The organism is Streptomyces sp. NPDC019531 (assembly GCF_044903305.1).
Lineage (GTDB): Bacteria > Actinomycetota > Actinomycetes > Streptomycetales > Streptomycetaceae > Streptomyces.
The window spans coordinates 20,434-37,894 of sequence record NZ_JBJDQL010000011.1; the positions used below are offsets into that span (position 1 = coordinate 20,434).

The 17,461-nt window shown below is 71.4% G+C and carries 19 protein-coding genes, 1 tRNA gene and 1 pseudogene; 13 read left to right on the plus strand and 8 right to left on the minus strand.

Annotated features, from left to right (window positions below; all coding sequences use genetic code 11):
• Positions 1 to 145 precede the first annotated feature (145 nt).
• The 4 genes from ACI2L1_RS15780 (at position 146) to ACI2L1_RS15795 (ending at position 4,532) form a co-directional block, all read left to right on the plus strand.
• Entirely contained in the window at positions 146 to 1,441 is a 1,296-nt protein-coding gene (locus ACI2L1_RS15780) for a sensor histidine kinase (protein ID WP_404739885.1), read from the plus strand.
• On the plus strand, positions 1,438 to 2,151 hold the full coding sequence (locus ACI2L1_RS15785) for a response regulator (protein ID WP_404739886.1): 714 nt from the start codon (positions 1,438 to 1,440) through the stop codon (positions 2,149 to 2,151). Before ACI2L1_RS15780 ends, ACI2L1_RS15785 begins: the two co-directional genes overlap by 4 nt.
• A gap of 251 nt (positions 2,152 to 2,402) precedes the next feature.
• Entirely contained in the window at positions 2,403 to 3,443 is a 1,041-nt protein-coding gene (locus tag ACI2L1_RS15790; RefSeq protein WP_404739887.1) for a hypothetical protein, read from the plus strand.
• Positions 3,444 to 3,578: 135 nt separating this feature from the next.
• Positions 3,579 to 4,532 (plus strand): tyrosine-type recombinase/integrase, encoded by a 954-nt coding sequence (locus ACI2L1_RS15795; RefSeq protein ID WP_404740058.1) that lies wholly within the window; start codon positions 3,579 to 3,581, stop codon positions 4,530 to 4,532.
• 99 nt (positions 4,533 to 4,631) lie between these two features.
• Here the strand turns inward: ACI2L1_RS15795 and ACI2L1_RS15800 are convergent.
• Positions 4,632 to 4,705: transfer RNA gene (locus ACI2L1_RS15800), tRNA-Pro, on the minus strand.
• Positions 4,706 to 4,805: 100 nt separating this feature from the next.
• Here ACI2L1_RS15800 and ACI2L1_RS15805 point away from each other — a divergent pair.
• From ACI2L1_RS15805 to ACI2L1_RS15815, 3 genes and pseudogenes are all read left to right on the plus strand, one after another.
• Positions 4,806 to 5,336 (plus strand): DUF309 domain-containing protein, encoded by a 531-nt coding sequence (locus tag ACI2L1_RS15805; protein ID WP_404739888.1) that lies wholly within the window; start codon positions 4,806 to 4,808, stop codon positions 5,334 to 5,336.
• A 102-nt stretch (positions 5,337 to 5,438) separates the two neighbouring features.
• Positions 5,439 to 6,066, plus strand: a pseudogene (locus ACI2L1_RS15810) (MFS transporter); the annotation flags it as partial.
• A 32-nt stretch (positions 6,067 to 6,098) separates the two neighbouring features.
• Positions 6,099 to 6,887 carry an HAD-IIA family hydrolase gene (locus ACI2L1_RS15815; protein WP_404739889.1) on the plus strand — a complete coding sequence of 263 codons (789 nt, stop codon included), beginning with the start codon at positions 6,099 to 6,101 and terminating at the stop codon, positions 6,885 to 6,887.
• Here the strand turns inward: ACI2L1_RS15815 and ACI2L1_RS15820 are convergent.
• Positions 6,876 to 7,649, minus strand: coding sequence for a sulfite exporter TauE/SafE family protein (locus tag ACI2L1_RS15820; RefSeq protein WP_404739890.1), 774 nt, complete (start codon positions 7,647 to 7,649; stop codon positions 6,876 to 6,878). The genes ACI2L1_RS15815 and ACI2L1_RS15820 overlap by 12 nt on opposite strands.
• A gap of 149 nt (positions 7,650 to 7,798) precedes the next feature.
• Here ACI2L1_RS15820 and ACI2L1_RS15825 point away from each other — a divergent pair, with 149 nt between their 5' ends.
• The 6 genes from ACI2L1_RS15825 to ACI2L1_RS15850 are packed head-to-tail and all read left to right on the plus strand — an operon-like array spanning position 7,799 to position 11,244.
• The gene (locus ACI2L1_RS15825; RefSeq protein ID WP_404739891.1) at positions 7,799 to 8,599 is read left to right on the plus strand and encodes a lysophospholipase; all 801 of its coding nucleotides are present in this window, start codon (positions 7,799 to 7,801) and stop codon (positions 8,597 to 8,599) included.
• A gap of 44 nt (positions 8,600 to 8,643) precedes the next feature.
• Positions 8,644 to 8,901, plus strand: a complete 258-nt coding sequence (locus ACI2L1_RS15830) for a WhiB family transcriptional regulator (RefSeq protein ID WP_404740059.1) — start codon at positions 8,644 to 8,646, stop codon at positions 8,899 to 8,901.
• A complete protein-coding gene (locus ACI2L1_RS15835) occupies positions 8,898 to 9,377 on the plus strand; it encodes a Dps family protein (RefSeq protein ID WP_404739892.1) in 480 nt (159 codons plus the stop codon). The genes ACI2L1_RS15830 and ACI2L1_RS15835 overlap by 4 nt, the downstream gene beginning before the upstream one ends.
• 33 nt (positions 9,378 to 9,410) lie before the next feature.
• On the plus strand, positions 9,411 to 9,743 hold the full coding sequence (locus tag ACI2L1_RS15840) for a DUF3140 domain-containing protein (RefSeq protein ID WP_404739893.1): 333 nt from the start codon (positions 9,411 to 9,413) through the stop codon (positions 9,741 to 9,743).
• 2 nt (positions 9,744 to 9,745) lie between these two features.
• Positions 9,746 to 10,393: an endonuclease gene (locus ACI2L1_RS15845; RefSeq protein ID WP_404739894.1), complete on the plus strand. Its 648-nt coding sequence runs from the start codon at positions 9,746 to 9,748 to the stop codon at positions 10,391 to 10,393.
• A 56-nt stretch (positions 10,394 to 10,449) separates the two neighbouring features.
• Entirely contained in the window at positions 10,450 to 11,244 is a 795-nt protein-coding gene (locus tag ACI2L1_RS15850; RefSeq protein ID WP_404739895.1) for an SAM-dependent methyltransferase, read from the plus strand.
• Between the two features lie 7 nt (positions 11,245 to 11,251).
• On the opposite strand, the gene ACI2L1_RS15855 is transcribed toward ACI2L1_RS15850, so the two are convergent.
• Genes ACI2L1_RS15855 through ACI2L1_RS15880 form a run of 6 tightly spaced genes read right to left on the minus strand, consistent with a single transcriptional unit; the run spans position 11,252 to position 17,448 of the window.
• Positions 11,252 to 11,944 (minus strand): SDR family oxidoreductase, encoded by a 693-nt coding sequence (locus ACI2L1_RS15855; protein ID WP_404739896.1) that lies wholly within the window; start codon positions 11,942 to 11,944, stop codon positions 11,252 to 11,254.
• Positions 11,941 to 12,813, minus strand: a complete 873-nt coding sequence (locus tag ACI2L1_RS15860; RefSeq protein WP_404739897.1) for a cupin domain-containing protein — start codon at positions 12,811 to 12,813, stop codon at positions 11,941 to 11,943. Before ACI2L1_RS15860 ends, ACI2L1_RS15855 begins: the two co-directional genes overlap by 4 nt.
• Entirely contained in the window at positions 12,810 to 14,156 is a 1,347-nt protein-coding gene (locus ACI2L1_RS15865; RefSeq protein WP_404739898.1) for an amidohydrolase family protein, read from the minus strand. Before ACI2L1_RS15865 ends, ACI2L1_RS15860 begins: the two co-directional genes overlap by 4 nt.
• Before the next feature lie 22 nt (positions 14,157 to 14,178).
• The gene (locus ACI2L1_RS15870) at positions 14,179 to 15,159 is read right to left on the minus strand and encodes an alpha-ketoacid dehydrogenase subunit beta (RefSeq protein WP_404739899.1); all 981 of its coding nucleotides are present in this window, start codon (positions 15,157 to 15,159) and stop codon (positions 14,179 to 14,181) included.
• The gene (locus tag ACI2L1_RS15875; RefSeq protein WP_404739900.1) at positions 15,147 to 16,124 is read right to left on the minus strand and encodes a thiamine pyrophosphate-dependent dehydrogenase E1 component subunit alpha; all 978 of its coding nucleotides are present in this window, start codon (positions 16,122 to 16,124) and stop codon (positions 15,147 to 15,149) included. The genes ACI2L1_RS15870 and ACI2L1_RS15875 overlap by 13 nt, the downstream gene beginning before the upstream one ends.
• Positions 16,111 to 17,448, minus strand: coding sequence for a M24 family metallopeptidase (locus tag ACI2L1_RS15880; protein WP_404739901.1), 1,338 nt, complete (start codon positions 17,446 to 17,448; stop codon positions 16,111 to 16,113). Before ACI2L1_RS15880 ends, ACI2L1_RS15875 begins: the two co-directional genes overlap by 14 nt.
• Positions 17,449 to 17,461 lie beyond the last annotated feature (13 nt).

The following is a 17,461-nucleotide window of genomic DNA, read 5'->3' on the forward strand; positions in this document are numbered from 1 at the left end:
CGCGTCATCGGACCGCGGCATTTCCCGTACACCATGGGGACGAGGCAGCCCGGCGTCATCCCTGAGATGTAGGCGAGGGGCGTACCCCCGGTGATCGCTGAGACGGATGTGGCGGCCCTGGACGGTCAGCGAGAATGACCCGGTGATGAGCGCGTCAGTGGCGGACCGGCTACGAGACCTCGTCGGACCGCTGAGGCGCCCGACCGGTCCCCTGCCGCGCCCCACGCGCCGCAGTCTGGTCTTCGACGTCCTGCTGACCCTGGTCCTCGGCATCGTCTTGCTGCAGTGGGCGGTGAACCAGGGGGCCCGCCTGCTGCGCGAAGCCCCCGACGGTGTCGGCCCGCTCGTGCTCGGCACGGATACGACCACCGTGATCGCCGCGGCGGCGCTCGCCGTCATGGGTTGTGCGCCCCTGGTATTGCGCCGCAGGTATCCGCTCGCCGTGCTGTGGATCGTGACCAGCGCCGCCGCGCTGACGCCCGACAATGCGCAGCGGATCACGTTCTACGCCGTTGTCATCGCCGCCTACAGCGCTGCGGCCTACGGCCCGTACCGGGTGGCCACGCTGGCGAGCCTGGCGGTGACCGTGCTCACCGTCGGCAGGGATACGGGCTACGTCCGGTCGGCGCCGATGCCGGTGCCGCCCATCGTCCCCACGCAGTACGTCCCGCTGCTGATCCTGGTTCCGCTGGTCGTGGCGGCCAACGGGCTGCGCACCTGGAAGCTGCGTACCGCCGAGAGCCAGGCACAGATGTCCGCTCTGGAACGCGAGCAAGCCGAGGAACTGCGCCGCGCGGCCGAACAGGAACGTGCCCGCATCGCCCGCGAACTGCACGACGTGGTGACGCACAACGTCAGCGTGATGGTCATTCAGGCCGGCGCCGCCCGCAAGATCATGAACGCTGACAGCGAGCAGGCCGGCGAAGCCCTGCTCGCGGTCGAGGCCGGCGGCCGCGCGGCCCTGGCCGAACTGCGCCACGCCATGGGGCTGCTCACCATGAACACCGAAGCCGATGGCACCGACCCGGCCACCACCGCCGACCTCGCGCCGCAACCGGGCCTCGGCCAGCTGGATTCCCTGGTCGCACGCGTGCGGCGCTCCGGCGTCCCGGTCACGTTGGCCATCACCGGCACCCCGCGCGACGTGCCGTCGGGAATCGGGCTGGCCGCCTACCGCGTCGTGCAGGAAGCGTTGACCAACACGGTGAAACACGCGACCGGTGCGAGTGCGGCGGTGACCGTCGAACACAGCGAAGCCCAGCTCCGGGTGGAGGTCACCGACACCGGAGGCAACCCGTCCGCGACCGCCGCCACCGGGAACGGCCGTGGCCTGCTCGGCCTGCGCGAGCGCCTGGCCGTCTACGGTGGCACTCTGCACGCCGGACGACGCCTCACCGGCGGCTACCGCGTCACTGCCCTGATCCCCTTGGAGACACCGTGACCGGCACCTCGACCGACGGCCCGCTGCGCGTGGTGGTCGCCGACGACCAGGCACTCGTCCGCACGGGCTTCCGGATGATCCTCACCGCCGACGGCATCGACGTGGTCGCCGAGGTCAACAACGGCGAGGAAGCCGTCGCCGCCGTCCGCCGCACCCGGCCCGACGTCGTCCTGATGGACATCCGCATGCCGGAGATGGACGGCTTGGAGGCCACCCGCCGCATCCTCACCGGCGCCCCGGGCGAACCCCGCGTGATCATCCTGACCACCTTCGACCTCGACCACTTCGTCTACGCGGCCCTGTCCGCCGGCGCCAGCGGCTTCCTCCTCAAGGACGTCACCCCCGAACACCTGGTCGCCGCCGTACGCATGGTCCGCTCCGGCGACGCACTCCTGGCGCCCGCCATCACCCACCGCCTCGTGGAGCGGTTCGCCCACCGGGACAGCGACACCGCCGCACTTCACCGCGACCTTGCCTCCCTCACTCCCCGCGAACTCGAGGTCCTGGGTCTGTTGGCCCGAGGTCTCAGCAACGCCGAACTCGCCGGCCGCCTCCACCTGGCCGAGACGACCGTCAAAACACACGTCACCCGCATCCTCGCCAAACTCGGCCTCCGCGACCGCGTCCAAGCGGTCATCGTCGCCTACGAAACCGGACTGGTCAGTGTTGGCGGACACGTGGCGGCTCAGCGGTCCGCCGAGCAGACATAGCGGTTCGGTGCCTGGCGGACGGCCCAGCCCAGCCGCGCAGTCCACGCGTCGCCGCCGTCGCAGCTCACGACCTCGCCTGCTTCCTTCGATACCCGATACCTCCTCTCCCGCGCCGTTGGAGCCGGCAAGAGGGCCCGGACCCGGGGAAGACACCCTGGCGACGAGGTCGACCGGGATGTGTGAGGGTGGGGCGGTGCCGTCCGGGCGGTGACGGCGGGCTGAGCTGAGCGGCGTAAGAACGGGGAGCTGTCGTGAGCCAGGTGCTCTATAGCGAGCGGTCATGGAATCCGCTGGCGCGGACTGTGGAGTTGACCGAGGACGGGCTGCGGGTGGGCGGCAGGACAATGCCGCTGAGCGAGCTGAACCTCGGTGCCATGGCCGAGGCGTTCCAGCGCGAGTGCTGGCTCGGCGGCGGCGGGACCGAGCGGCCGCTGCAGCGTGTGACGGAGGGGACCGGCGTCGTCCCCGTGACCCGCGCCACCGGCACCACCAGGCCGGTGAGGGTGCGGCAGGCCGCGCAGTTCGCCAGCGAGCTGGGCGAGTTGGCGGTACGACAGTGCGGCGGGCCCCAGCAGGTGGCCGCCCTGGCCGCCCGAGCCCAGGCCGAGGATGTACCGCTGTGGATCGCGCGGCGGCACGCGCCGGGGCCCGCCGGTCCCGTCACCGTCGCCGTCGACCGGCGTCTGGTGCGCGTGGACGTGTGGGGGCCGCACGCTCCCATCGTACGGATCCGGGCGCCGCGCGGCTTCTCCCCCGATGGTGCCGAACCGTCCAAGGGCCTGCGTCTGACCGTCGGTGACGTTCCGGCAGGGCTCAGCCTCAAGAAGAAGCTGCGCAAGTCCAAGAGTTCCCTGGAGGTGCGGCTGCCCGAGCGGCACTGGGTACTGCGACGGGAGAACGCGATCAGTTCGTGGCTGCTGTGCGGTGAGCGGCGGGTCGCCCTGCTGACGCGACCCCCACGCCGACCGGCGCGCGCGCCGGGCACGGTGCTTCTGCCGCTGGCCGACGTGCGGTACGAGAGCACCGACCCGCTGGATGCCGTCATGGCGCACGTCTTCGCCGTCGCGTTCGGGCTCGGGGACGCGACAGGCTGGGCAAGGTTCGGCTCGGAGCGGCGCCCGGCGGTGGTCGGAGGTGAGCCGATCGCCACCGACGCGGAGTGGGACCGCCCCTGGTTCAGCAACCTCGGGAGCGGCAGCGACGACAACGAACCTGGTGGCGGCGACGGCTGGGGCTCGGACGGCGGCGACGGCGGGGATTCCGGTGGGAGCGACGGCGGTGGGGGCGACTGATCGGCGGGACATCCCCCGCCGACCGGGACATCGCCGCGCGCGGCCCGGACCGCGTGCGGACGCCGCATGGTGAGGGCCCGACCGGGGGTTGGGGACACAGAGGTCCGGCGAAGGGGCGACGGCAGAGGGCTCCTCATCGGCGGACGACGGGAATCGCCCAACCCGGGGCCCTACCTGTCAGGGTGGCGGATGCGCGTGGTCCCCGCCCTGGGCCACCTCGCGGTGCGGATGATCACCAATGGTGTCGTCGACCGCACCGTGCAGAACTGGATCGCCGACGAGCACAGCCGCTCCACGGTGAAGAACACCATCGCCGTCCTGGTCCGCGTCATGGAGCAGGCAGTCCGCGACGGAATCATCAAGGTCAACCCCGCCCGGGTGGCCGGCTGGCAGAAGCTCTACAAGCAGGCCGAGGACGAACTCCTCGACCCACGGGCGCTGGCCCTGCCCGACCGGGAGACCCTCATTGCGCTGGCCGACGCGCTCCTTGCCGCCTCCCACGACCAGTACCGCGGCTGGGGAGACGTGGTCGTCTTCGCCGCGTGCACTGCCGCACGGATCGGCGAGGTCCCAGGCTGCCGCGTCGGGGACATCGACACCAACCAGTGGATCTGGACCGTACGGCGCCAGACGACACCAGCGCCCGGCGGGCTGACCGACAAGGGCACCAAGGGCAAGCGGGCCCGCAAGGTTCCCATCGTCGAGGAGATCCGTGCCCTCGTCGCTCGGCGTGTTCTGTCCGCCGGCCCGAATCCCGATGCCCGCCTGTTCACCGGCCCGCGCGGCGGACGCATCTCCACCGCCGTCCTGCGTGACGCCACGCACTGGGACGACGTGGTCACCAAGCACGGCTACGAACACCCGCGCCGCCACGACCTCCGGCACACCGGCCTGACCTGGTTCGCCGACGCCGGAGTCCAGGTACACGTCCTCCGCAAGATCACCGGCCACGGCTCCCTGACCACCACTCAGCGCTACCTGCACCCCGACGTACACAAGATCACGGCCGCCGGGGCGGCGCTCTCCGCACACCTCAGCGTGCTCCGCGCACCTCGCTCGCTGCCGAGCCCGATCGTCGTGACCCACTGACCCCGGTCAAGGGCGCCGGTCCCCAACCGGTCCCCAAGAATGATCAAGGGCCGGTTCCGGACACCTCCGAAACCGGCCCTCACCAGCGACCGTCTCCAGTCGGGACGACAGGATTTGAACCTGCGACCCCTTGACCCCCAGTCAAGTGCGCTACCAAGCTGCGCCACGTCCCGGTGCGCTGTCCCGCGGTGGATCACGGGAATGCGCGTACAGAACTTTACCCCACCTCGGAGGCCTGACCGAAGCGGGCGCCGGGCGCGGGACAATCGACGTATGGCCACTACATCCTCAGGACGGCAGGACGCGCGGGACCGGGACGGCGAGGGTCGGGCACGCAACGCCCGGCCGCGGGACGGGCTCGGGCGGCCGCTGCCGTACGGCGCGGACGGTGTCGCCCGGCAGCCGGAGGGCGTGCTGCGCACCCCTGAGGACACCGTGGCCGAGGCGCAGGAACTGCTGGACGCGGGGCGCCCCTTCCATGCGCACGAGGTCTTCGAGGACGCCTGGAAGTCGGGCCCCGACGAGGAGCGTGCCCTGTGGCGGGGGCTGGCGCAGCTCGCCGTGGGGCTGACCCACGCGGCCCGGGGAAACGTCACGGGCGGGGCGAGGCTGCTGCGGCGCGGCGCCGTGGGCGTGGCGGAGTGGGCGGCGCAGCTCGGGCAGTGGTCGCCGTACGGGATGGATCTCGCGGATCTGGCGGACTGGGCGCGACGGCTCGCGGATGTCGTGGAGGAGACCGGCGCGAGTGTCGACGCGGCGGCGCGGGCGCCCCGGCTGCGCGGCCGGAGCCGGGGCGCACTGTAGACACACCGCACGAGCCACTGTCCGCAGGCACCCGCGCGGACCGTCCCCACATGCACGGATGGCCCAGCGATGTGATCGTGCCCTTGTGACAGTCGCCGAGGAATCCGGACCGTCCTCCTGTGGACCGTGCCAGTGGCCGCCCTGGGTTTCGTCGGGGCCCCTGCTCCTCAAGCAGGTCCAGCTGCGCGACAGCGCGCGGGCCGGTTCGACCGACACGGGCGAGGGGTTCGCCTCACCGTCCGGTGCGGACTCGCAGCGGGTGCTGGAGACCACCGTCGGGAAGATCATCGGCAGTACGGACCTGGACACCGCGCGCCGGATCATGGCGGGCTCCGACACCCGGCTCGACCTCGCCGGGGCCTGGGCCGTGATGTGGGTGGAGCTGCACACGCGGATGGTTGGGGGCGCCGGCCTCGGCATGATCGCCGCGCGCCGCCATCTGCCGCCCGAGGTGCTGCTGCCGGTCTTCGACCGGACGGTCGAGGAGGGCCGTCCGACCGGCGCCGGCAGTCTCCTCTCGCACACGCAGGCGGGTGCGCACGAGGCCCGGCTCATCGGCACGGCGTGGGGCGCTTGGCCGGCGGACCGGGTGCAGCAGGACATCGGCCGCCCCTCGGGCACGGACCTGCGGGCCACGGTGGACACGATCGCGAAACGGCTCCTCGTGGAGGACCTCAACAGCGGACTGCCGCAGCGCGCGCGGGAGTCGGCAGACAGTACGACGTCATGAGCTCCGCGGCTCCAGGCGGTCGTCGTCCGGGTATGGCATCCGTGCGCGCGGTCCTGATCGACATCGACGGCGTCCTCACCGTCTCGTGGGAGCCGCTGCCGGGGACGGTGGCGGCACTGCGGGAGCTCCGGGAAGCCGGACTCGGCGTCGCCCTGGTGACCAACACGACCTCACGGACACGTGCGTCGATCGCCTCGGCCTTGGCACGGGCAGGGTTTCCCGTGTCGGCGCAGGACATCCTCACCGCGCCCGCGGCCACCGCCGCGTATCTGGCCGACCGCTGGCCCGGCGCCCGCTGCACGCTGTTGAACAGCGGGGACATCGCCGAGGACCTCGCGGGCGTCACGCTGGTCGGCGCCGAGGCCGAGGGGGTCGACGTCGTGCTCCTCGGGGGCGCCGGGCCCGAGTTCGGCTACGCGGAGCTCAACCGTGTCTTCGGGCACCTCCAGCGCGGGGCCCGGCTGGTGGCGATGCACCGCAACCTGTACTGGCGTACCGACGACGGTCTCCAGCTCGACGCCGGGGCTTTCCTGGCCGGCCTGGAGAAGGCGGCCCGGACCGAGGCCGAGGTCACCGGCAAGCCGTCGCCCGCGTTCTTCGAGGCGGCGCTCTCCCCGCTCGGGGTCGGGGCGGGCGAGGCGCTGATGGTCGGGGACGACATCGAGTCGGACGTGCTGGCCGCGCAGCGCGCCGGGCTCACCGGGGTGCTCGTGAAGACGGGCAAGTACCTGCCGCAGACCCATCGGGCGGCCAGTGGTACACCCCATCACGTGATCGGGTCCTTCGCGGACCTGCCGGGGCTGCTGCGATCAGCGCAGTAGGAGCTGCAGACCGCCCACCACCGTCGCCGCGATCACCAGTTGCTCGAAGAGTCGCTGGTTGATCCGGTTCACAGCCCATTTGCCGAAAAGCGCGCCGGGCACGACGAACGCCACGAGGGCGAGGTCGAGGAGCAGCGAGTGGCCGCCGATCAGGCCGAGGCCGACGCTGAAAGGCACCTTGGAGACGTTGACGATCAGGAAGAAGAAGGCCGAGGTGCCGAGGAAGCCGAGTTTGCGGAAGCCCGCCGACAGCAGGTACATCGACATCACCGGGCCGCCGGCGTTGGCGACCATCGTGGTGAAGCCGCCGAGGACACCGTAGGAACGGGCTTTGACGCGGCCGGTCCGGGTGGCGACCGAGTCGGGTTCAGCCTCGGCGTCGGCCGTCCGGCGGCGCCACATCGTCACCCCGGCCATCAGCAGCAGGATCACGCCGATGGACGTACGGACGATCCCGTCGTCCGCCCACTGAAGGAACAGCGTGCCGGCGACCACGCCGACGGCGACCGCGGGGAACAGCTTCCACAGCGTGGGCCAGTGGGCGTGCCTCCGGTAGGTGAGCACCGCGAGAACGTCTCCGGCGATCAGGATCGGCAGCAGGGCGCCGGTGGAGGCGCGGGCGGGCAGCACCGCGGCGAAGATCGCGAGGCTGACCGTGTTGGCCCCGCTCACGGCTGTTTTGGAGAAGCCGACGAGCAGGGCCGCGAAGGCGAGCGCGGCGAACTCCCAGCCGGAAATGTTCCAGAGCGTCATCGTGTCCATGCGGGGACCGATGCTAGGTGCAGGTAACCGGCTGGTGTAAGTGCCGTCTCGCCTCTTGGTCCTGTTGGCGGCGGTGCCCTCTTCCGAGGGCGGTCCCGGGCCTTTAATGAGCACTGCCGGTGCTGGACCGCAACGCAGCTGGAGGACACATGGCCGAGCACGTCGTCGAAGGAACCCACGGCCCTCTCACCGTCCGCGAGTGGCCGCATGACCGGCCCCGGTACGTGGCGCTCCTGGTCCATGGGTACGGCGAACACGTCGGCCGGTACGAGGAGCTCGCCGAGGTCCTCGTGGCGCACGGCGCGGCCGTCTTCGGGCCGGACCACCGCGGGCACGGGAAGTCCGGCGGCGAGCGGGTCCTGATCGAGGACTTCGAGGACGTGGTCACCGATGTGCACGCGGTGGCCGACCTGGCCCGGCGCGCCCACCCCGGGGTGCCGCTCGTCGTGGTCGGGCACTCCATGGGCGGTCTGATCGCCGCCCGCTTCGCCCAGCGGTACGGCAGCGAGCTCGCCGCGCTCGTGCTGTCGGGGCCGGTGATCGGCGCGTGGGAGCTGCCGGGGACGCTGCTCGCCCTCGACGAGATCCCCGACACGCCCATCAGCCCGGCCTCGCTCTCCCGCGACCCTGCGGTGGGTGCGGCGTACACGGCGGACCCCCTGGTCTGGCACGGACCCATGAAACGGCCGACGGTGCAGGCGTTCGCGCGCACCCTGGAGACGGTGTCCAAGGGCGGGGACGTCGGCTCGCTCCCGCTGCTGTGGCTGCACGGCGACGACGACCGGCTGGTGCCGCTCTCCGGGAGCCGTATCGGTGTCGAGGAGCTCAGGGGCGAGAGGTTCACCGAGCGGATCTACGCCGGCGCCCGCCATGAGGTGTTCAACGAGACGAACAGGGCGGCGGTCTTCGCGGACGTGACGGGCTTCCTCGACGGCGTGCTCGCCCACTGAGACACCCCTGTTTGCACCAGTACGCCCTGGGCACCCGCGCCCCCATGGAGTGGTTGCGTCGAGCAGCCTGCGTGGGAGAGGACCCCGAGCTGTTCTTCCCCGTGGGCACGGAAGGGCCCGCCCTGCGCGATCTCGCTGCGGCGAAGAGCGTCTGTGCCCGCTGCCCGGTCACCCCGGAGTGCCTGGAATGGGCGCTCACCAGTGGGCAGACCTCGGGCGTGTGGGGCGGAACCTGCGAGCAGGAACGCGACGCACTGCTCCGTAACGGCACTGACCATGCCCGAAGGAGGAGCACGGTATGACTGTGGTGAGGAGCACCCTCCCCGAGGCGGCCCGCGAGATCACCGGCGAGGCCCTGCAGAGCACCCTGGTGGATCTGCTCGGCCTGTCACTGATCGGGAAGCAGGCGCACTGGAACATCGTGGGCCCGCGTTTCCGGTCCATCCATCTCCAGTTGGACGAGGTGGTGTCGACGGCCCGCTCGTTCTCCGACACGGTGGCGGAGCGCGCCGCGGCACTGGGTCTGCCGCCCGACGGCAGGCCGGAGACGATCGCCGCCGCGTACACGCTGCCCGGTTCCAAGAGCGGCTGGCTACGGGACGACGAGGTGGTCCGGCTGATGGTCGAGACGCTGGAGACGGCGATCGGCCGACTGCGCGAGCGCATCGGGGCCACCGAGAAGGCCGATCCGGTCACCCAGGACCTGCTGATCGGCATCACCGCCGAGCTGGAGAAGGAACGCTGGATGTTCGAGGCCGAGAACTGGCCCCGGGACTGACCGGCACGCGACACCCACGGAAAGGCGCATGCGATGACCGACGCCCTCGAACTCGACGCGCTGTGGGAGGACTTCCACCGCGCGGTGAACATGACCTCGCAGGAACTCGCCGCCTGGCTGCGGGTGAGCGACGCCGACGAGTCCGCCGAACCGCTGCCGGAGCACGCGGGTGAGCCGACCGGTCAGCACGTCCTGGCGATCCTGCAGAAGCGGCGCACGGACCTGACCGACGACGACATCGAGGTGATGTACGAGGTCGTGGACACCGTCACCGCTCAGGCCGACGTGGAGAACGAGCCCGAGGCCGAGGAGACCCGGCGTCGGCACCGGTTGATGTCCGTCGGCCACGACCCGCTCAAACCGTAGTCATGGCCGACGGGAAGCGCGTCCTGCGGGAACTCGTCGCCGCGCACGGACAGACGTACGCCGCGGAGGCGGGCATCACGCTGAAGGACACTCCGCAGCCCCTGTACCGGCTGCTGGTGCTGTCCCTCCTGCTCAGTGCCCGCATCCGCGGCTCCGTCGCGGTCGCCGCCGCCCGCGAACTGCACAGGGCGGGGCTGCGCGATCCGCGCCGCATGGCCGGGGCCGACTGGCAGGAGCGGGTGGACGCGCTGGGCCGTGGCGGGTATCGGCGCTACGACGAGCGCACCGCCACCCAACTCGGCGAGGGCGCCGAGCTGTTGACCGAGCGCTGGGGCGGAGACCTGCGTCGGCTGCGCGCCGAGGCGGACGGCGAGGTGCCCGAACTGCGGCGGCTGCTCCAGGAGTTCCCCGGGATCGGGCCCGCAGGTGCCGACATCTTCCTGCGCGAGGTCCAGGACGTGTGGCCGGAGATCGCGCCTTGCCTGGACCGCAAGACGCTGGCGGGCGCGGAGCGGCTCGGCCTGCCGAAAGACCCCGACCGGCTCACAAAGCTCGCCGGGGACACCCGACCCGCCGTCCTGGCCGCCGCGTTGGTGCGGGCGGCGATCGACGACGAGGTGGCCGAGGACACCCTCCGCCGCGCCGGGTGACCGTGGCACACTGCTCGCACGCAGTGCCGAAGTCGAGCAGCGCAGAGGAGCCTTGGGTGACCGGGACCGAGTCGGCCGGCCGTCGGATCGACACGAGCAGGCCGCATCCGGCCCGGGTGTACGACTGGTTCCTGGGCGGGAAGGACAACTACCCCGTCGACGAGGAACTCGGCCGGCAGATCACGGCACAGGGGGACGCGTCCCGGCAGGCCCGCGCCAACCGCCGGTTCATGGAGCGGGCCACGCGGATCGCCGTACGGGAGGCGGGCATTAGCCAGTTCCTCGACATCGGCTCCGGCATCCCCACCGAGCCCAACCTCCACCAGATCGCCCAGTCCGCGGTACCGGACGCCCGGGTGGTGTACGTCGACAACGACCCGATCGTCCTCGCCCACGCCGAGGCCCTGCTGCACGGCACCCCGGAGGGGGCGACGCACTACCTCCAGGCCGACGCCCGCGAGCCGGGGCGGATTCTCCAAGGAGCGTCTGCCGTACTGGACTTCGAGCAGCCCGTGGCTCTGTCCCTGGTCGCGCTGCTGCACTTCATCGCCGACGAGGACGGCGCCCGGGAGCTGGTGGAATCGCTGGTCGGCGCACTGGCGCCGGGCAGTTGTCTGGTGCTGTCGGCGCTGACGGCGGACTTCGACCCGGAGAAGGTGAACGCGGGCATCGCGGCGTACACGGCGAGCGGGATGACCCTGGTGGCCCGCTCACACGACGAAGTGAGCCGTCTCTTCAAGGGACTTGAGGTGCTGGAGCCGGGGATCGTGTCCCTGTCGCGGTGGCGTCCGGACGAGCGGGAGGGCGGCGAACTGGTGTCGCTGTACGGGGCCGTCGGCATCAAGCGCTGAGACCCGCTCAGCCCAGCAGCCACCCCCCGTCCACACTCAGCCCCACCGCGTTGACGGAGCCGTTGCGCAGCAGGAAGTCCACGGCGTCCACCACGTCCGCCACCGTCGCGAGCCGTCCGGTCGGTGTCCTGGCCCGTAGACCCGCGAGGACTTCCTCCGGTTTGGCCCGCCAGTGGGGGCTGTCGCCCACGACCCCGGGGTGGATCGCGTTGACCCGGACGGGCGCGAGCTCCACGGCGAGGGAGTGAACAAGGCCGGTCACACCGGCGTTGACGGTCGCCACCGTCGTCGCCCCCGGGTAGGGGCGCTCCTTGGCCTGTCCTCCGAACAGCACGATCGCGCTGTCGTCGTGCAGCCGGGACCGCAGCGTGTGCACGACCTCGGTGTAGCCGACCAGCTTGAGCGTGACGAGGTGGACGGCCGCGTCGATGTCGTACGCGCTCACCCGGTTCTCGTCACGGGAGATGGCCGCGAGGACCAGGTGGTCGACACGGCCCACGTCGCTCAGCGCGTCGGCGATCCCCTTCGGCCGGGCGAGGTCCAGGGCGAGCCCGCGGGCGCCGATCTCCTTGCCCGCGGTGTCGGTGCGGTGCGCGTCGCGGCCGGTGATCACCACCTCGTCGCCGCGCTCCGCCCGCACCCGGGCGAACTCCCGCCCGATGCCCGAGGTTCCGCCGATCACGACCACGCTGCTGCTCATCGGGACGCCTCCCTCAGGTACTCCCAGTCCCGTGTGAACCGGTACGAGTGCCGGACCGGCGGCTGCGGGGCCTGGGTCTCCAGCCAACGCAGCGGTCCGTCACCGGCGTTGGCGAAGCCGTGCACACAACCGGCGCCCGCCCAGGCGCAGTCGCCCGGGCCGAGCCGGTAGCGCGTGCCGTCGAACACCGCGTCCACCTCGCCTTCGAGGAACAGATAGGTCTCCTCGAAGGGGTGGTCGTGGGTGCCCGCGACGCCGTCGGGCGCGTACTGCACCATGAACATCGTCGAGGCGACCGCGCCGAGGTCGCCGTCGACCATCATCTTCACGGTGATCCCGCTGTAGACGAGCAGCGCCGTCCGCATGCTCGCCGACACCGCGAGCAGGTCCTGGGACTGCTTGCCGGGGTCCATCTGGGCGGGCTCGAAGTGACCGAAGGACCGGGTGCGCGGGTCGCGGACGTCGATGCGGACGGGCTCGCGCGGGGGCCAGGAGGCGACCGCCTGGGTGTCGTACCCGTACCGTGCCCGTGGCACCGGCGCGAGCATGTCCGCCCAGCGTGCGACGCTGACTCCGGCGCCTCGCCAGGCGTGCGGCACGCCGGTCGGGAGGAGGCCGTAGTCGCCTTCCTCCAGCAGGTACGCCCCCTCGGGCACCTCCAGGATCACGGACCCGTCGAGGACGTGGAAGCTCTCCTCGTACGAGTGGACGTGCGCGGCGACCGAGCCGTCGGGCCGCAGCTCGCACACCCCGAAACCGGTGTGCGAGCTGCCGTCGCCCTCGCCGACCAACTCCCGTCGCCGGAAGCCGTGTTCGCCGTACGACGGCTCCGGAGCGGCGCCGGTGCGGCGCACCAGGTGTCGCGTCACGCCGGGGCCTCCTTCGCGGCCAGCAGCCGGTCGCGGGACTCCTCGACGAGCCGCAGGGCGCGTGCCACGTCGGCCGTGAGCCGACCGTCCCGCTTGCGGACCACGCCGTCGACGATGACGGTCTCCACGTTGGACACGTCGGCGCTCAGCGCCACCGCGGCGGCCGCGTCGTGAACCGGGGCCACGTTCAGGGCCGTTGCGTCGATCGCGACGAGGTCGGCGCGCTTGCCCGGGGTGAGGGAGCCGGTGCGGTCCTCAAGACCTGCGACGTGCGCGCCGTTGCGGGTGGCGATCTCCAGCATCTGACGTGCCGTCAACATGGTGTCGGGGACCGGGACATCGGCCTGCCAGCTGTCGGCGTTGACGCGGGCGCGCTCGGCGCCGAAGGCCGCGCGGATCTGGGTGAACATGTCGCCGGGCACGGTCGTGACGACGTCGATGCTGAGCGACGGCCGCAGACCGTGCTCGATGGCCTTCATCACCGGCGGCCACCCGTGCCCCATCTGCGTCTCGACCTGCGGCGCGATGGAGACCGTACCGCCACTGTCGGCGACCAGCCGCCACTCCTCCTCGCTGAAGTAGCAGCAGTGGACGTAGGTGGTGTCGGGGCCGAGGAGTCCCAGGTCGTTCAGCTGCTTCACCATGCCGAAGCGTCCTGCGAGCCGTCCCATGGCCACGTGCACGGTGATCGGGATGTCCAGCTCGCGGGCCAGCGTCCATTCGGAGGTGACGACGTCGTTGACGCAGAAACCGGGGCCGCGGGTGGCGAGGGCCAGGGTGAGCAGGCCGTCGTCGGAGGCGAAGTACTCGGTGCGGATCCGCCGTACGTCGTCGGCCGGGATCGCGATCTTGCTCTCGAACCAGTAGTCGGCGAGGGAGGTGTTGGCGCTGCCGTAGGCGTACTGGGCGCGGATGCCGGTCTCCGTGAGGGCTCGGATCGCCGCGTCCGGGTGCTCGGGGGTGTTGTTGATGTGGGACCAGTCGACGAGCGTGGTGATGCCGGCGTTGAGGCACTCCAGGGCGCCCGCGAGATTGGCGGCGTAGACGTCCTCGGGTGTGTAGAGGGGGGCGAAGGTGTCGAGGATGTCGACGAAGTAGTCGTCGAGGGTGGCGTCGGGGGCCACGTTGCGGATCGAGGCCTCCCAGGTGTGGCGGTGGGTGTCGACGAAGCCGGGGATGACGATCCGGCCGGTCATGTCGAGGACCTCGGCGTCCGCGCGGATGTCGCGGTCCACCGCCGCGATCTTCCCGTCCTCGATCAGGATGTCCCCCCTCGGCAGGTCCCCGATGCCGGGGTCCATCGAGAGCACGTGTCCGGCACGAAGGAGTGTCCGATGGGTCATCGCGCTTCCTCCTCAGGGGTGTTCAGTACGCGGCCAGGTTCCTGACGGCGGCCACGACCTTGTCGACGGTGGGGATGACCTGTTCCTCCAGCGCGTCCGCGAAGGGCAGCGGCACGCACTCCCCCGCCACCCGCCGCAGCGGCGCGTCCAGCAGAGCGAACCCCTCGTCGGCGACGACGGAGACGAGGGTCGCGCCCCAGCCGCCCTGGTACGGGTTCTCCTCGACGGTGACCAGCCGGGAGGTCCGGCCGAGCGAGGCGAGAACGGTGGCCGTGTCCAGCGGCACGAGAGAGCGCAGGTCGACGACCTCGACGTCGATGTCCTCCTCGGCGAGCACCGAGGCGGCCTTCAGGGCGACCGGCACCATCGATGCCAGTGCCACCACCGTCACGTCGGCGCCCTCGCGCACGACGGCCGCCCGCCCCAGCTCCACGACGTGGTCCGGCGGCGGGGGCGGGCCCTTGGTGGCCAGCAGTCCCTTGTGCTCGAAGAAGACCACCGGGTCGTCGCTGCGGATCGCCGCCGCCAGCATGCCGGTGACGTCGGCGGGCGTGGAGGGTGCCGCGATCTTCAGCCCTGGCACGGTCAGCGCCCAGTTCTCCGTGGCCTGGGAGTGCTGGGCGCCGAAACCGAGCCCGCCGCCGTTGGCGGTGCGAACGACGAGGGGCACGGTGACCTGACCGCCCGTCATGTAACGCACCTTGGGTATCTCGTTGGCGAGGTAGTCCCAACAACAGGCCAAAAAGTCCGAGAACATGATCTCCGCGACGGGCCGCATCCCGGTCATCGCGGCGCCCATCGCCGCGCCCACGATGGCCTGTTCGGAGATCGGCGTGTCCCACACCCGCTCGGGCCCGAACTCCTCGAACAGTCCGGCGGTCGTCTTGAAGACCCCGCCGGCCTCGCCGATGTCCTCCCCGAGGCACACGACGGACGGATCACGCCGCATCTCCCGGGCGAGGCCCTCGGCCACGGCCTCGCGATAGGTGATCACGTCCGCCATGCGGCACCTCCGTCGGCCCATACGTCGGTGAACGCCTCGCGGGAATCGGGCGGCGGCGCGTTCTTCGCCGCCTCTACGGCCTGCTGTACGACATCCCGCGCCCGCTCGTCCGCCTCCGTGACCGTCTCCTCGGGCACCCCGGCCTCCATCAGCCGCCCCCTCGCGATGTCCAACGGGTCGTGCTTGAGCCAGCGTTCGACCTCCTCGGCGGGGCGGTAGGTCGCCGGGTCGGCCCGGCTGTGCCCGAAGTGGCGGTAGGTCTCGGCCTCCAGTACGGCGGGCCCGTCTCCTGCCCGGGCCCGCCGAGCCAGTCCTGCCACCGCCTCCTGGACGGAGACGACGTCGTTGCCGTCGACGACCTCACCGGGGATGCCGTACGCGGGCGCCCGGTCGGCGGCGGGGCGGGGCACCGCCGTGACGTCGGCGATCGGCGTGTACTCCATGTACAGGTTGTTCTCGCAGACGAACAGCACCGGCAGCTTCCATACGGCGGCCAGGTTGAGCGCCTCGTGGAAGGCGCCGATGTTGGTGGCACCGTCGCCGAAGAACGCGACCGCGAGCTGCCCGGTGCCGCGCAGCTTCGCCGACCAGGCGGCGCCGACCGCCATCGGGAGATGGGCGCCGACGATGGCGTAGGAGCCGAGCATGTTGCTCGCGGCCTTGGTGAGGTGCATGGAGCCGCCCTTGGCCTTGCACAACCCCGTTGCCCTGCTCATGAGTTCGGCGAGGCATTCCTCGGGGGTGGCGCCGCGGGCCATCGCGTGGTGGTGGCCGCGGTAGGTGGCGAAGACGTAGTCGTCCTCGCGCAGGGCGGCGCTCGCGCCGACGGCGATCGCCTCGTGGCCTGCGGCGAGATGGGTTGTGCCCTTGACCAGGCCCTGGAGGAACAGGTCGTGGGCGGCCTTCTCGGTACGGCGGATGAGGGCCATCTGCTCGTACCGGGCGAGGAGTTCAGCGGTGTCCATCGACGGTCCCCGTGTTGAGGTGGGACTGTGCCTCCCGGGCGGTGTTCAGCTCGCCGCCCACCGTCCAGTACTTGCGGCCCGCCACCAGCAGTTCCTCGGCGGGGAACTTGGTGATGACCTCGCAGCCGTCGGCGGTGACGACCAGTTCCTCCTCGATCCGGGCGGCGGACCAGCCGTCGGCGGCGGGCCAGTAGGTCTCCAGGGCGAACACCATGCCCTCTTCGAGGACTTCGGGGTGGTCGAGGGAGACCAGACGGCTGAAGATGGGCTTCTCCCAGATCGACAGGCCCACCCCGTGGCCGTACTGCAGGGCGAAGGCAGCGGTCTCGTCGGCGAAGCCGAACTCCTCGGCGTGCGGCCAGACTTGGACGATGTCGGCGGTCGTCGCGCCCGGCCGGACGAGCGAGATCGCCTCGTCCATGTACTCCCGGCAGCGCACGTACGCGTCCCGTTGCGCGCGGGAGGCGCTGCCCACGGCGAAGGTGCGGTAGTAGCAGGTGCGGTAGCCGAGGTGGCTGTGCAGGATGTCGAAGAAGGCCGGGTCGCCGGGGCGGATGAGGCGGTCGCTGTAGACGTGCGGGTGGGGTGAACAGCGTTCGCCGGAGATGGCGTTGACGCCTTCGACGTACTCGCTGCCGAGGTCGTAGAGGACCTTGCTGACGAGTCCGACGCACTCGTTCTCGCGGACTCCGGGGCGAAGGTATCCGTAGAGCTCCTCGTAGGCCGCGTCGACCATCGCACAGGCCTGGGCGAGCAGGGAGATCTCGTCGCCGGTCTTGATGCGGCGGGCCTCCAGGAAGACCTGCTGGCCGTCGACGACATCCATGCCCTCGGCGCGCAGGGCGGCGAGGACGGGCATCTCGGCGACGTCGATACCGAGGGGTTCGCCGGCCAGGCCGTGCGCGCGGAGTTCGGCGGCGATCTTCGCGGCGACGTCCTCGGCGATCCCGGCGTCCGGATGGAAGGCGCCCCGGAGGGTGGAGATGCCGGCGCGGGCTCCGGTGGGCGGGCCACCCTTGCCGTCGCTGTAGTCGAGCCACGGGTTGTACAGCTGGTGATGGCGGGCCGCGGAGCCGAAGTCCCAGACGATCGGCTCCCCGCCGCGGACCAGGAGGGCGAAACGGATCAGCTTGTCCATCGCCCAGGTGCCGATGTGCGTGGCGGTCATGTAGCGGATGTTGGCGAAGTCGAAGCTGAGCACGGCGCCCAGCTCGGAGCGGTACAGCGTGTCGTGGAGCCGGGCCAGGCGCTGCCTGCGCAGCCGGTCCAGGTCGACGCGCTCTTCCCAGTCGACGGCGTTGGGGCCGTATGTGCGGATCGCCATCGCGACCACCCCC